General features: G+C 42.3%; 12 protein-coding genes. 5 read left to right on the forward strand and 7 right to left on the reverse strand.

The annotated features are described in order from the left end of the window. Positions 1–34 precede the first annotated feature (34 nt). The 5 genes from G4P69_RS01400 to G4P69_RS01420 form a co-directional block, all read right to left on the reverse strand. Positions 35–1,588 carry an AAA family ATPase gene (locus tag G4P69_RS01400; protein WP_208338339.1) on the reverse strand — a complete coding sequence of 518 codons (1,554 nt, stop codon included), beginning with the start codon at positions 1,586–1,588 and terminating at the stop codon, positions 35–37. Between the two features lie 251 nt (positions 1,589–1,839). Beyond that, a complete protein-coding gene (locus G4P69_RS01405; RefSeq protein ID WP_310833506.1) occupies positions 1,840–2,571 on the reverse strand; it encodes a formylglycine-generating enzyme family protein in 732 nt (243 codons plus the stop codon). A 381-nt stretch (positions 2,572–2,952) separates the two neighbouring features. Continuing rightward, a complete protein-coding gene (locus G4P69_RS01410) occupies positions 2,953–5,862 on the reverse strand; it encodes a M16 family metallopeptidase (RefSeq protein WP_208338315.1) in 2,910 nt (969 codons plus the stop codon). Positions 5,863–6,271: 409 nt separating this feature from the next. Continuing rightward, entirely contained in the window at positions 6,272–6,715 is a 444-nt protein-coding gene (locus G4P69_RS01415) for a VOC family protein (RefSeq protein ID WP_208338337.1), read from the reverse strand. Between the two features lie 141 nt (positions 6,716–6,856). Further along, positions 6,857–7,366, reverse strand: a complete 510-nt coding sequence (locus tag G4P69_RS01420) for a TIGR02652 family protein (RefSeq protein ID WP_452039077.1) — start codon at positions 7,364–7,366, stop codon at positions 6,857–6,859. Between the two features lie 241 nt (positions 7,367–7,607). Between G4P69_RS01420 and G4P69_RS01425 the strand changes: the two genes are divergently transcribed. The 3 genes from G4P69_RS01425 (at position 7,608) to G4P69_RS01435 (ending at position 9,929) form a co-directional block, all read left to right on the forward strand. Continuing rightward, positions 7,608–8,123, forward strand: a complete 516-nt coding sequence (locus G4P69_RS01425) for a gamma carbonic anhydrase family protein (RefSeq protein WP_208338313.1) — start codon at positions 7,608–7,610, stop codon at positions 8,121–8,123. A gap of 179 nt (positions 8,124–8,302) precedes the next feature. Continuing rightward, on the forward strand, positions 8,303–8,428 hold the full coding sequence (locus G4P69_RS01430; protein WP_208338312.1) for a photosystem II protein Y: 126 nt from the start codon (positions 8,303–8,305) through the stop codon (positions 8,426–8,428). A 154-nt stretch (positions 8,429–8,582) separates the two neighbouring features. Beyond that, a complete protein-coding gene (locus G4P69_RS01435; RefSeq protein WP_208338311.1) occupies positions 8,583–9,929 on the forward strand; it encodes a bifunctional folylpolyglutamate synthase/dihydrofolate synthase in 1,347 nt (448 codons plus the stop codon). A 77-nt stretch (positions 9,930–10,006) separates the two neighbouring features. Here G4P69_RS01435 and G4P69_RS01440 read toward each other — a convergent pair whose 3' ends face one another. Beyond that, a complete protein-coding gene (locus G4P69_RS01440; protein ID WP_208338310.1) occupies positions 10,007–10,681 on the reverse strand; it encodes a uracil-DNA glycosylase in 675 nt (224 codons plus the stop codon). Positions 10,682–10,869: 188 nt separating this feature from the next. On the opposite strand from G4P69_RS01440, the gene G4P69_RS01445 reads away from it, so the two are divergent. Further along, entirely contained in the window at positions 10,870–11,556 is a 687-nt protein-coding gene (locus G4P69_RS01445; RefSeq protein ID WP_208338309.1) for a phosphoribosyltransferase, read from the forward strand. Between the two features lie 15 nt (positions 11,557–11,571). Here G4P69_RS01445 and G4P69_RS01450 read toward each other — a convergent pair whose 3' ends face one another. Next, positions 11,572–12,822, reverse strand: coding sequence for an MFS transporter (locus G4P69_RS01450; RefSeq protein ID WP_208338308.1), 1,251 nt, complete (start codon positions 12,820–12,822; stop codon positions 11,572–11,574). Between the two features lie 240 nt (positions 12,823–13,062). Here G4P69_RS01450 and G4P69_RS01455 point away from each other — a divergent pair, with 240 nt between their 5' ends. After that, positions 13,063–15,582, forward strand: coding sequence for a TonB-dependent receptor domain-containing protein (locus G4P69_RS01455; RefSeq protein WP_208338307.1), 2,520 nt, complete (start codon positions 13,063–13,065; stop codon positions 15,580–15,582). The last annotated feature ends 1 nt before the right edge of the window (position 15,583 follow it).

Here is a 15,583-nt window from a genome sequence, read left to right on the forward strand (position 1 = left end):
GAGAAATTCGCGATCGTATTAATCCAAGGCTTTACTAAGCCCGTATAATAACCACGGAACGTCCTTTTTTTGTCGTAGCAGTTTTAGTTAGCAACCGCTCGCTAAAAGGTGGTGCATTTTTACGCCGGTCAAAAACGAACAACCAACCGTAATTTACTTTTATCCGCTCTAGATAAGAATCTAGTTGGTCTAACCCTTGCTCTTCTGGGTCTTTTGTTTTATCTCGCCAAACTTTTATCTCTATTCCTAAGGTAATATTTTTGTACCTTAAGCATAAATCCATACGGTCACGACCAATTGCATATTCCCGTTCTAGGCTTCCACCCCCATTTACAACGCGATGTAAAAATGCCATTAGTACTATGTGTGGTGCTATTTCATGGAATGACGTGGTACCAAGTAAAGGTTCTCCATGCTGACGCCAGAATTCGATAAATACATCTAGCAAAGCATTTACATCTAACTCACCTTTAGAAGTTAACCAAGTTGGTGTGATATGAGGCAAAGAAGCCATTGGAGCAACTGTTAACACTCTGGGCAAAACCTCACGGTAAATGGGATTAGCAATTACCAATCCTCCTAATGGATCCATTTTGCATAAACCTAGGTCAATTACAAACTGGATATCATCGTTAGATACCAAACCTAATTCTAACCCTGCTAGCATTGGTTCAATTATTGCTTTTACCCTCGATTCAGTCAGTCTTTCTGCTAGGGAATCAAGGTGAGTATCTTGACGTGAAATCAGTATTTCTTTCGCTTGATGAATATGCTCTGCTGTAATTGCTATCTCCCTATCACTCACCAATTCTTCAACTATTTCTTTCGCCAAGGCATTTACTAACCAAGGTTGTCCTTGAGTTAAATCATACGCCGTTGCGATCGCTTCTTGTGTAAAAATCTGCCCTGTATCCTCTGTATGCTGCTGGTATAATTCTCCCACCTCAGCAGCATTAAAATCTCTCATCGTCAGTGAACGATCTTTTATATTAAATGGACTTGCTGTATTTAACCTTGTGCTACCACCAGAAGCCACTTTATAATCTCGCACATCCCGTAAACCAATCAACCCAACACTTACGGGAAAATTTGTAGGACGACCTCGATAACCATCGCGCAATTGTCGCAAAATAGAAATCAATGCATTATCTTGCAGAGAGTCAATTTCATCAATAAATAATACCAAAGGTCTTGGAGATGCTTGTACCCATACTTGTAAAGCACCTTGAATTCTCCGTCCTGGTTGTGCTGTATTCCAATTATTAGGAGGGCGTAAATCTTCGGGTAAATCAAACTGCGCGATTGCCTTCCACGAGTCGAGAATAGGTATTTCAAAGAACGTTGGATCGTCACTAAAAGGAGCACCTACTTCTACTGATACCGTAATTGCTGTATAGCGTCCGCTTTCTGTTAATTCTTTGGCTAGCGCTAGCATTGCTGTAGTTTTGCCTGTTTGACGCGGAGCATGAATGACAAAGTAGCTTTCTTGCTCAATCAACCGCGACAACTTAGGCAACCTTTTGGTAGGTGGTAGCATGTAGTGTTTTTCAGGTTTACAGGGACCTGAGATGTTGAACCAACGACCCATGACAAGCAAGCCAGCTATCTTTGACAATGCTGTCAGTCTAGCGCATATTACCTAGGTGGTGGCGAATTCATGAACAGTTATCAGTAAACAGTAAAACAGTTATGACGCTATCAAGGTGTCTGGTGCGGTGTTAATTGATAACTGATCCCACCCTCTTGACAAAATTTACTATTTGCTTCATAGTATTTATGGTCGGGGAAAGTATAAAAAAGAAAAGATGGTAGAAGGTGAAAGCACACGACTGTAAAGAATTAAGTCTTCGCGCCGGACACCACAGCCCGAAAGCCAAAGGTATAGTCCCTGTAGCCCGGATTGTCGGAGAAGCGAGACGCGGAACGGCAAGTCCTGGGGTTGTAGGGCCAAGATCCACCGCGCAGCAAACGATACACAAGATTTCCTTCAATTTCAATCCAAGAACTACCATCTCTAGGAGAGCCTTCGTAGTCGTAGTGCCATTTATCCGCACACCACTCCCAAACATTACCATGCATATCATATAGACTGAATGCATTTGCAACCCTGAAGCTGCCTACAGGAGTCGTTTTCTGACGGTACTCTCCTTCAGAAGCGGAGGCATATGTACAGTTACCGTTGTAGTTTGCTAATTCGGGCGTGATTGTCTCGCCAAAATGGAACGGGGTTGTCGTGCCAGCACGGCAGGCATACTCCCACTGTGCTTCGCTAGGAAGTCGGTAGTCTCGTTTAGTATGTTTTGATACTCTATCACAGAATTCTACCGCTTCGTACCAAGAAATTTGTTCTACTGGTAAATTATCGCCTTTAAACCCTGATGGCTCGGGTTCAAGTTCTCGGTTTACTTGAGGAAGAGCCGCCACAGCCCGCCATTGTGCCTGGGTAACAGGGTATTTACCCATGAAGAAGGGGGGAACAGTTACTTCGTGTTGGGGGCTTTCCTTGCTGGAGCGTTCTGCTTCATGTTCTGGAGAACCCATGAGAAATTTACCGCCTGGAATGGCGACCATTTCTAGGATGATGTTGTTACCGAGATTTTCTCTAAAATAATGAGCGTTTTTGGTTTGTTCTTTGATGACCTTACCATAATGGTTAACGGTGACGGTTTTAAATGAAAAGGTTTGAGATTGATCCTTTCCATTTGGGCTTGTTAAATTTTGAGGAATTATTTATTTGTATATTAGCGAAATAATGACGATCTACAGTAAAGAGCTGTTTACAGCACTTTCCAATCAGATAGGACGTTGTAGGGGCGAACGGCGTACTCTTCGAGAAGCCAGAGGCTACGCCCCTACACACGGTATTTGTTGCTCCGGGAATTGGGATAAGTTGTACATCTTTGGTTCGTAGTTGCACTTTAGTGCGCTGAAGCGCAACTAAAAACCTTTCAATTACTGTCCTATGTTCCCCGCTTTTGGTTTCCTGTTTCCTACTGCTGCGGGGCTGGTTGAACAACCATCACAAGGGTTTTTTAACCCCACCACAGATGGGCCAGCTGTCACTACGACGATTGTATCCGGATGCAGCAATTCACGAGCAGCTTGATTGACTTGTTCTACGCTAACAGCTTGGATTTTTTCACGAAAGGCTCTCAGTTCTTCTTCTGAAAGGGCGTACACCTCATTCATCAGAATTTTATACCCAAGCTCATCTGGGTTAGCTAAAGAAACAGTATAACTACTCAGCAAAGCGCGTTTTGCGGTTTCTACTTCAAGTTCAGTCACTCCTTGCTCAGTAATTTGCTTTAGCACCTGGCGAGTACTACTGACTGCTGCTGTTGTATCTTCTGGACTGGTTTGCATTTCTATTAAAAATGTTCCAGCATTTTTACCAGCCATGAAGTTGCTATATATCCCATAAGTAAGACCTTGACGATCGCGTATTTCTGCTCCTAACCTACTCGATAGCGTATCTCCACCCAAAATCTGATTTAATACTGTAGCTGCATAATACCGGGGGTCTTTGCGGTTAATAGCTGTGCTACCCATATAGGTAATCGCTTGAGTTTTACCTGGAATAACTGGGTTAAGACTCACAACTGTTTTTGGCAGTGATACGGCTGGATATGTCAAATTTGGAGGTTGACCATTAACTTTCCAATCTCCAAACTCCTTAGTAAGGAGCGATCGCACTTGCTGAGGAGCAAAATCCCCTACTAGTGATAAAACTGTCGTATCTGGGCGATAAAGTTTTGTTTTAAAATCAATCAGGTCTTTACGAGAAATCGCCTGCAAACTTTCCTGTGTTGGAAACTTATGCGCGGGATGTTTTTTTGGATAAACAGATTGAGCAAAAGTTCTTTTCGCAACTTCTGAAGGATCGTCCAGTTCTTGCTTAAGGGATGTCAAAGCGTTTTGTCGGCTTAATTCTAACTCTTTGGCAGGAAAGGTGGGATTTTTTATAACATCTGCCAAAGTTTTGATCAAAACGGATAAGTCGGTTGCTAAGCTATTGCCTTGTATTTGAACACCTTCACGATAAGTTTTAAAAGTTAGACTTGCTCCTCGATCGTCTAAGGACTTAGCAATAGTTAAAACATCCTTAGTTTTTGTGCCATTCATCAAGTTTTGTGCTACTAGAGAAGACAAACCTACTTTATTATCTGGGTCAAACTCTGTACCAGCTTTAATGAAGCCATTGAGAGTTACTGTCGGAGTGTTCTTGTCAGGCAAAAGCAATACCCGAAGTTTATTGGATAATATAAGTTCCTGGGGTAGAGTGCGTGTAGTAGGCGAGCTGTAAGACCAATCTACGGGTGGTAGGTATTTTGCGATCTCCTTTGGAGAAACAGGTGTCCCAGAAGCGAAACGTTCAGTAGTTTGTGTAGAGTTGGTTTTACTACTAGCAGTTTCTACCTGTTTGGTTGGTTCAAAAAAGCCAACTGTACGTACTTGTTGTTTAAGATATTTGCTTGCAACTCGCTGCACATCTGCCACGGTTACTTGGCGAACCGCAGCTAAGTAGCGATCTGTATACCGATAATCGCCAGAAGTTGTTTCATCGTTTCCAAGCTGGGTAGCTTGACTAGTGATATCAAGGTTCCCCAAAACGACTGAAGCTTCTAGCTGAGTCTTGGCTCGCTTAACTTCTTCTGCTGTAGGTCCTTTCTGGATAAAATAGGCGATCGCATCACTTAGCGTTGAGTCAATTTTTGTTAAGTTTTGATTTTCAACTGCTGTCACTGAGAGATCGTACCAGCCAAAGTCTGAGATGTTCACCACAGAAGCTGAAACATCGCTAGCTAACCCTGCTTCCACTAGTGCTTGATAAAGACGAGAACTTTTACCCTCTGTCAAAATGTTATCCATCACATTCAGTGCCGGTACATCCGGATGATTAACATTTGGTAGTGGGTATATCGCTTCTAATAACTTCCCTGCTCCCGGTTCCTTCAAAACTGTTGGCGCACCTCCCCCTGCTCTCTTGCTCCCTTGCTCCTCTACTCCCCTGCGCCTCTGCGCCTCTGCTAAGAGCTCCCTCTTCTGCTTGGATATTTTTCCAAATGTCTGTTTAACAGCTTTTAAAGTTGGTGCAGTTTGAAAATCGCCGACAATAACTAATACTGCATTGTCAGGACTGTAAAAATTACGATAGTACTTACGAACCTGCTCAACTTGAAACTTTTCCACATCACTACGAAGACCACCAACAGGTAATCCGTATGGATGATTAGGGAACGCCTTGCGCATCACAGCACGATTAAGGCGATAATTAGGGCTATTTTCATAACCCTGCAACTCAGAAATCACTACCCGTTTTTCGTACTCCAGTTTACTAGTATCAATCACCGAATTGTCCATTCTGTCTGCCTCCAGCGTGAGGAGTGCTTTCAGTTTGTTAGGTTCGACAGTGTTATAGTATGCAGTCTGATCGTAGCTAGTGAAAGCATTGGAGTCGCTGCCTAGAGCATTAAACAATTGTCCAAATTGAATTGGACGATTTTTCGTCCCCCTAAACATCATGTGTTCCAGCTGGTGTGCAATACCATTAACTCCAGGTTCTTCACTACGTGAACCTACTTTGTACCAAACCTGCACCGTGACCACTGGACTAGTATGTACTTCTTTTGTGAGTACGGTAAGACCGTTTTCTAGCGTCGTCTTGCGTACATTTTCTGTTAACAACACAGATGTTTTTTTTGAAACTTCTGTATTAGGAAAATTTACCCACTTTGATACAGCTATCAAGTGACTATAAGCAGACTCACCACCAACAGATAACAGAAAAATGAACCCAAAAATTAACAGAAAAGATCGAAACCGATAAAAACGGCGTCGACGTGGTTTATAAAACACAGACATCCTACTAGCTGCTTGAGCAGTAAAAAACGATACGCTTTTTCTTTGTTAATACAGCCTAATCTCAGTCTGATTTATGTCGCCTCAGCAACACTACAGAGAAAGACTAAAGAATTATTTTACCGCTAAAGTAATTAAAAAAAGTATAGTGATTAACAGAGATTTAATAAATAGAATTCAGGAGTCAGAATTCAGGAGTCAGGAGTCAGGAGGAGCCAGTGCGGTGGACTGGTTTCCCAGCATAAAGGAGCCAGTTCTGCAGCCGGGTTTACCGGCGTAGGAATCTGGCGTCATCTGGCGTTCAGGAATCAGGAATCAGAACGAGTAACAGTTATCAGTTAACACCGCACGACAAGCCTTGAACACTGATAACTGTTAACTGTTCACTGTTTTCAGATCCCTGATATCTTATTTAATCAAGGTTTGCGAGGAGGCGAATAAATTCTAAAGGCAGACCATCAGCATCTGCAATAAAAGTAACTTCGTAAATGCGACTGCCTATTTGCTGTTGTATAGGTTCTAGAAGTACTTTTAGAGGTTGTAATTGCTCAGTTGTGTTTTGAGGTGATACGGAAAAACGTTGTTTTAAATTGTTTAACCAACTAGGTAAATCTGAGGTGAAATCTGTTAAATCAAATGACAGATGATAATATCCAACGTAATGTTCATCCTCGAAAGCATCAGGAGCAGGTTTTGGTTGTGGAATTTCAATCAGTTCAATTCTCCCGCCTAATCCTTCCATCCAGCAAGCTAGGGTATAGCCTGTAGTAAAGCGTTCACAAACTATGAAGCCTAACTGTTCGTAGAAGGCGATCGCTCTTCGGATATTAGCAGTACGAATAGAAGCGTGGTGCATAGGGTATGGAGAATGGGGCATGGGGCATGGGGCATAGGGCATGGGAGCACAGGAGCAGGGGGAGCACAGAAGTAGGTAGTCTAACCTTCAGTACCCAATACCCAATACCCAATACCCAATCCCCAATACCCAATACCCAATTTACTCAAACAGTCGGAAATAAGGGTAGCGCACAGGCACTCCTGGCTCTTTTTCCAAATCAAAATTAATCACTTCCCAGCAGGTATCATCAGAGGAGCTTGGGCTAAAATCCACTGGTAACCCGTAAAGACGAGCTGATGTTGTTTCTGTTTGTCCAGAACGCCAAGGTGTAGTGCGTTCTAGATAGCCACTCATTAATTCTTGATAGCGACGAGCTATGATAATTCGTGTCGCTCGATAGCCTTGAGTATACAGCTTATCTAATGCTTCGTGAATTTCAAAGCGAATGCCGTCAGGATGAGTATGCTGCCGATACCATTCACTATTCCATCTTCGCCAATGGCGACCGGACTGTAAATGAATCAATTCTCCTGTTTTGGGATTAGCTTCAAATGCCCCATGACGGGGACATAGATACGTATCTGTTAGTGTCAGCGCCGGAATTATTTGGCGGCAATGGGGACACTGTATTTCCGGACCAAATATTGGGTACTGCAAGCCTGGATTCATCATGAAGTGCGTACAAACATATTTTTGTATCTACCAGAAACCTTAGTTTTTTTTACACTTCTACTCCACCTCATTGGTGTACTCACTTACTGCGTACTGAATACTAAGCTGCGGTAGAAGGTATTTTCACTTATACCCCCTCTTACACATAGAGGCTTAACGCCGTGATATCCTGGTTTTGCAACCAGATCCAGGGTTGGAGTTTTTCCAGTGTTCCTGGGTACCTTATTTATATTCTATCGTGTCTACTGCTTTCCACTGGTCTTCTCCCGATATTTCTCAAGCTGCTTTTGTCGCAGCAAATGCTGTTGTTATGGGCTCTGTAAAAATAGCAGCAGACGCTAGCATTTGGTATGGAGCAGTTATTAGAGGAGATGTCGAACGTATTGAAATTGGAAAATGTACAAATATTCAAGATGGAGCAATCCTACATGGCGATCCTGGTAAACCGACAATCTTAGAAGATTATGTCACTGTAGGACATCGCGCTGTAGTACATTCCGCTTACATTGAACGTGGTTGCTTAATTGGCATTGGCGCAATAGTTTTAGACGGAGTGCGAGTAGGTTCCAGTAGCATTATTGGTGCTGGGGCAGTTGTTACTAAGGATGTACCTCCCTTATCTGTTGTTATGGGTGTTCCTGGTAAAATAGTACGTCAAATTTCTGCCGTTGAAGCAGCAGAACTGATTGAACACGCTGAAAACTATCAAAAGCTGGCTTTGTTGCACGCTGAGGGCATAGGGCATGGGGCATAGGGCATGGGGCATGGGGCATGGGGCATGGGGCATGGGGCATGGGGTAATGATTAACAAGTAATAAGTTGGCTGTAAACATTCTTTACATAGTGCTTGGAAAAATTCCTGAATTCAGATAAAAATAAACATTAGAAGAGTTGACAAAACTTAAATTTTTACTTAATAGAGGGAATCTAAAAATGGACATTGATCTACGTGTGGCGGTTGTTTTAGCGCCAATCTTGATTGCTGCTGGTTGGGCTGTGTTTAATATTGGTGCTGCTGCTTTAAGACAATTGCAAAGCTTTTTAAATAAAGAAGCGTAAATAGGGAGCAGGTAAACAGTTATCAGTTATCAGTTATCAGTTAAGAATAATGTGTTGATCGGAATGCGGAACACTGCATCCTACGCCTTGATCACTGGTTACTGTTTACTGTTCACTGTTTATCTGCCCCATGCCCCATGCCCAATTAAGTATTATGAACGAAAACCGGGACTCGAGTGATATCGACTCTATCCTAAAACCGTTTCAACGCTTTGGGGTTCATCTTGGACTAGAACGAATTCAAAAGTTGTTGGCAAATCTTGGTAACCCTCATCATCAAGTACCAGTTATTCATGTTGCTGGTACTAATGGTAAAGGTTCTGTTTGTGCGTATCTTTCTTCTATTCTTACTGAAGCGGGTTACCGCACAGGACGCTATACTTCTCCTCATTTGGTTGATTGGACAGAACGAATTTCTCTGAACGAACAACCGATTTCAAAAGAGCAATTGTGCCAATTATTACTACAAGTTCAAGCGGCGATCGCTCCTCAAGAAGAGATTCCAACTCAGTTTGAAGTGATTACGGCGGCGGCTTGGTTGTATTTTGCTCAAGAAAAAGTTGATGTGGCTGTGGTAGAAGTGGGATTGGGAGGACGCCTAGATGCTACCAACGTATGCGATCGCCCCCTCGTTACCATTATCACTTCTATTAGCCGCGAACATTGGCAGCAACTTGGTTCTACTGTTGCTGAAATAGCAGGAGAAAAAGCTGGGATCCTAAAGCCTGGATGTCCTGCGGTGGTTGGAGCTTTGCCACCAGATGCTCAAAAAGTTGTGCGATCGCGTATTCTGGAACTAAAATGCCCATATATTTTTCCTCAAGCTGCTCGTAAAATCGCTACAGGATGGGCAGAATATCAAGAAGTCGATGAAAAATCGGGTTTTGAGGAAAACAGCGAAAACTTTTCCAATCGCGACAGTGACAATCTAAAAACTATAAAATATCCCTTATCACTACAAGGTCAAATTCAGTTAACAAATTCAGCTTTGGCTATTGCTGCGCTAGAAATTCTGCGAAAACAGGGTTGGCAAATACCAGAAGTAGATATTGTTAACGGTATGACAAAAACCAAGTGGCTAGGACGGATGCAATGGACTACTTGGAATCAGCACAAGTTATTGCTTGATGGTGCTCATAATCCGGCAGCCGCTCAAGTTTTACGTGACTATGTGGATGATGTCACCTCTTCAAGCGCACCCAACACCCCCCAATCTACAAGCTGGGTAATGGGAATGCTCTCCACGAAAGATCATACAGGCATTTTTAATGCTTTACTTAGACCAAATGACCAATTATATTTAGTCCCAGTACCTGACCATAGTTCAGCCGATCCCGATGAATTAGCAAAACTAGCTCAGAAGATCTGCCCATTGAGTTTTTGCAGCACCTACCCCGAATTATCTTCGGCGCTAGAAGCAGCTTTTTCTGTGCAAGATAATTTAGTCATTTTATGCGGTTCCCTATATCTGGTGGGATCTTTTTTAGGGGATAGGAAATAGGGATTGGGGATTGGGTACTTCGTTTAATTCTTCCCATGCCCCATGCCCCATGCCCCATGCCCTATGCGCCATGCCCATTATCCTCTAATTTCATCTAACTTAGCACGCACAGCTTGTATATCTTGCCACATTAACCATTTTGGGCTGCCTACTTCCCTAGAAGCGTTACGCAGTAAGTAAGATGGGTGAAAAATCGGCATACACAAACGTCCTTCCCAGTTCATCCATTGTCCGCGAATTTTAGTAATACCACGTTTATCGCCGGTTAAATCTTTTACAGCAGTCGCACCTGTTAATAAAATAATTTTTGGGTCAACTAGGCGAAGTTGTTCCAAAAGGTAGGGTTTGCAAGCCGCCATTTCTTCAGTAGTCGGGATGCGGTTCTCTGGTGGACGGCATTTAACCGTGTTACAGATGTAAACGTCTTTCTCTGTATCTAATTGTACAGATGCTAAAATTTTCTCTAATAACTGTCCTGCTTTTCCAACAAAAGGTAATCCAGTTTCGTCTTCGTTTTGACCTGGTGCTTCCCCCACAATCATAATTGGGGCTTTAAGGTTACCCCGTCCAACAACAGCATGAGTACGAGTTTTTCCTAATCCACACCGCTGACACTGGTTACAATGCTGTGCCAATTCTGTCATGCTGGTATAGGTTCCTGATGGAATAGGAATTTTGGCATCTTGAGGAATTAGGTCGTTTTGGTTAAAGTCGGATTCCTCAAAGAGGCTGAGTTGGTGTTCGTTGCTCATGAAAATTTATATATTAAGGTATATACACAAGTTGTTTAAAGTTTGTTAGACTTATAACCTCTTAAGTGGCTATTTCTTGTTCTGTGTTTTGTGTTTGTTTAAAAATAATACATATAAACATCTTATCAGTCACATGAATAAAAATCAGTCATTATAGAGGTAATGGTATTTTACATGTTGGGTAAATCATGCCATCTACCGCACTTTTTGCCGATCGCACTCAAGCTGGTGAAAAATTAGCATTGGCAATTCGCGGTGTTTTGACTGAGCAAACGGCAGAGTATGGTAAAAAACCCAGAACAATTGTCTATGCTTTGCCACGAGGCGGATTACCAGTAGCAGCACCAATAGCACGTCTCCTTAATTGTCCGTTAACAGTAGAGGTGGCTAAAAAGATTAGTCATCCAGAAAACCCAGAGTTAGCAATTGGTGCAGTAACTGCTTCGGGTAATGTTCTGTGGGATGAGTATCTATTTCGTAATAGACCGAATCTACCATGGCGGTCAACAGCGATAAATACAGCTATAAATAAAGCTAAGTTGCTAGAAGAACAGCTTAGTCCCGCTTGTCCCCAAGTCAGCCCAGAGGGTGCTACGCTCATCTTAGTTGACGATGGTGTCGCGACAGGAATGACAATCGCGGTAGCTGCAACAGCTCTAAGAAAACTCTCTCCCGCAGAAGTTTGGTTATGTGCGCCTGTCGTACCATTTAAGTTACTACCTTGGTTGCGACAATGGGGCGATCGCTTGATTTTTCTCCAAACACCCGAATCTTTCCTAAGTGTTAGTCACTTTTATTTAGAATTCCCTCAGGTGGAAACAACAGAAGCTAGGAAGTATCTCGAACAACAAAACCAGCCTGTGGAAGAAGAATAAAAAATTTGCGGTTGTTCAATTAATTGAACGTAGTGATCGATTGATCATCAATAAGACACTGATTATCAGCATAAAACCCCCTGTAGCAGTGAAAAGAGTTGTAATATTTAAATCGGCTAAGACGCCAGCTAAAGCATAAGAAAAAGGAGCAACCCCAAAAGAAGAAAGCATCCCCAAGCTGATGACTCTTCCTAACATCTCTGGTGAAGTTTGCTTTTGAATCCAAGTGATTGCCACGACAGTAAAAAAGCTGCTACAGGAACCTAGTACGGCAATGGTTACGCTAGCCAATAGTATGCTTGGTAAGAAGCCAAGCAAGAAAAGTCCAAACCCTTGTATGCTTGCAAGAGTGAGCATTAAAATTCCTACGGGTGGAAGACGACGAAATATTCCAGGCATAAGTGTCCCTAACAACCCACCGCCACCCCACGCCGAGTTCATAATCCCTAAAGCGATAGCACCCCCTAAAAAGCGACTTTGAGCCAGTGATGTAATGCCAACTTGTATTGGTCCAACGAAAATGAAGTTTAGGATAGTGACAACTAGCAAAACTACTCTAAGCTCTCGATTATTCCATACATAGTTCAACCCTTCACGAATACTACCAAATAAGTTAACAAGCCTACCTGCTGAGATTGACTCAGGACTTGATTGATGGCTGCTTTTCATCAGCAAAAGTGTTACAGATGTAAACATGAAGGTTGCAGCATCAATTGCAAATGCGGTTTCAATACCGATACTAGATATCAGTAAACCCCCTAATGCTGGTCCGATCAGTACTAACAGTTGCGTTGTTCCTTGGCTCAAAGCATTACTTGCTGCTAAAAGCTCCTTAGTCACTAAAGTCGGTATAATCGACTTCGCAGCAGGGATGAAAAAGCCATCCACCACTCCAAAGCTAAGAGCAAATACGTACAAATGCCATAGCTGCGTTCTCCGGAACATTATTAGCGCTGTCAGTAAAACAGTAAGCACAGCTCGCAAGCCATTAGAAACAAGCATTATAAATCGAGGTGAAAGGCGATCGCTAAAGACTCCACCAATAAGCATTAAGACAGCACGGGGGATTGCAGCCGCCATCAGCACTGTACCCAAACTGATTGGAGAATGAGTTAACTGAATAGTCAACCAAGGTAACGCCACTAAGTAAAATTGATCACCTAAAAGAGAAACGCTTTCGCCGATATAGAGAAGTCGGAAGTCGCGTACAGTTAACGGTTGCCAAAGTGGAAATCGGTCTTTGCTCGAAACTGTTGATTTTCGCATTGTTAAACTTCGAGTTCCAAAAAAACTCTAAGTGAAGCAGCTATATTAAGTCAACAGACATGCTGTCTCACAACATATTATTTGAAGGTTAAAGTTTGACAGATTGTCTTTTGACACTGGTGAACACAGATTGATAGGGTGATCTACTAGACTACTTCTGCGTACAGTCTGCGACTAAGGATGTGAGGAATTTAGGTGCAGCAACAGAAATTATCCAATTGGATATGGATGAGTTTTGTCATGTCAGTTTTTATAGCTTTCCCTGTTAAAGCTAAACCAGTGCAAGAGAATTCTGTAGAGGTTAATACGTCCGGTTCTCCCCCGATAACTGAAATCAAGCAAGTCAACACAATTGCTCCAAGAGCTACCACAATTAAACAGTGGCTTTCTCAATCCTCAACTCCCAGTTCTCTGTCTCAATCCCCGATTCAGATAACGGGTGTGCGACTCAATCCAACAGATGACGGTATTGATGTCATTGTAGAAACTGCTGGAGGTAAAGCACTTCAGAGTTCTTCCTCCAGTCAAGGAAAGAGCCTGATTATTAATATTCCTAATGCTCAGTTACAGCTTCCATCTGGTAAGGAGTTTCGTCAAGAAAATCCTGTTGCAGGGGTTGCTAGTATCACCGTAAAGGCTCCTGATGCAAACAGCGTGCAAGTGATTGTTGCTGGAATTGACAAGACACCTGTCGGTAAGGTGGTTCAAAATCAGCAGGGTTTGATTCTCAGCGTGACTTCTTCAGAGCCAATTGAAATCCTTGTCACAGCCGAGAAGCGACCTGAAGACGTGCAGGATGTACCTATCAGTATCACCCCTTTGACCAAAAAAGAAATTGAAGATGCTGACATTACTTCATTGAGTGGAATTTCCGCCAATACCCCAAATTTTTCGACCTTTGCACCAAGCCGCACTTTTGTTGAATACAGCGTGCGTGGTTTAAGTAATTTTAACTTTCTCTCTAGAGATCCAGTAGCATTTTATATAGATGATGTTCCCTATGATTATACTGGTTTCTTAACTGTTGATCTACCTGACCTCGAACGAGTGGAAGTACTGCGGGGTCCTCAATCAACCCTTTATGGCAGAAACGCTGAAGCGGGCGTAGTTAATATTATTACTCAAAAACCCACTGATAAATTTGAATTTAACGGTAGCGCCAATTACGGCAATTACAATAACCTTGATTTGCGAGCTAGTGGCAGTGGACCACTTGTAGAAGATAAATTATTTTTCCGTCTATCGGGTAAATATGGGTCGCGAGATGGGTTTCTAAAAAATACTTTTACAAACAGTGATGTAGATTATCAATCCGGAGGAACAGGTCGCGCTCAATTGCTTTGGACTCCCTCAAAGGATTTGGATATTTCTTTTAATACTTCATTTGACGATTACCACGATGGAGCTACTCCCTTAGTTCAGTTTGGACAGCGAGATCCATATAAAATACAGCAAAACTACAATGGCTTTAGTGACCTAAATTCTAATACTCAATCACTCAGAGTCGTTTACAAAAACCCAGATTTTCGATTGACTTCAATTACTGCTCGGCGCTTCTCCCATCGAAAGTTTGAAAACGAAGCCGACTTAACAACTCGTGATATTCTTACACAGGTAGGTGAAGATCAAGCAACTCTGTTCAGCGAAGAAATTCGCTTGCAATCCCCTGAAGATGCTAAGACATTTCAGTGGTTGTTTGGAGGCTATTTTGAATCTAGAGATTTCAACTTAGATGCTGATGGTTTTAGATATGGGGCTGATGCCGTAGCATATTATAGAGGTTTAATACCTCAACCTGGACGCAATCAAACAAGTGCCAAAATAAGCGAAACCACTAAGGCTATTTTTGCCCAAGCTAGTTATAAACCCATTGAACCCCTGACACTAACCGCTGGATTACGATATGAATCTTTTAATAGCTTTCTAGACAACACAAAAACTACCTTTATTCCAGCCAATGGTTCTCCTTCCTTCTCTACTGGAGCCACCTTTAGTAATGTTGAGAAAGATGGAGATATATTTTTACCCCGTTTTGTTGCGGAATATCGCTTTAATCCCAACGTCATGGCATACGGTTCAATTGTTAGAGGTTATAGACCACCAGGAGTGAACTATCGAGCGCAAAATCAGGAAACGTTGACATATGAGGCAGAAAAATCTTGGAATTATGAAGTCGGTTTGAAATCGTCTTGGTTGGATAACCGATTAAATGTCAATTTGGCTGTATTTCATAACCCAGTAAATAATTATCAGGAGCCTGTCCCTGATAGCACAGGTTTATTCCGTCAAATTGCGAATGCTGAAGTTAGTATTACTGGTTTTGAATTGGAGGTGAAAGCAACTCCGATTGATAGACTAACGGTAAGTGCTGGGTTTGGTTTTCTCGATTCAGAATTTACTAAGTATACGAACCCATTCACAGGTCAAAATTATAACGGCAAGAGGCCTGCTTATGTGCCAGATTTTACTTATAATTTAGCCTTGCAATACCGCTTTCGCACTGGCATATTTGCCAGAGTAGAACTACAAGGTTCAGGTACAGCATTTCTCGATGATGCTAACAGATTCAAACAAGGTCCTTGGGCAATTGTCAATGCTCGTTTGGGATATGAGTTAAATAATTTTGGAATCTACTTTTTCGCTAATAACATTTTTGGGACTGAATATCCGATTACAGCAGTACCTTTTGGTTCCTTCGGGACTATTTCTAGCTACAATGCTCCAGCCACCTACGGCTTTCAATTGAGAACTCAACTTTAGT

The sequence above is a fragment of the Aetokthonos hydrillicola CCALA 1050 genome, assembly GCF_017591665.1.
Lineage (GTDB): Bacteria > Cyanobacteriota > Cyanobacteriia > Cyanobacteriales > Nostocaceae > Aetokthonos > Aetokthonos hydrillicola.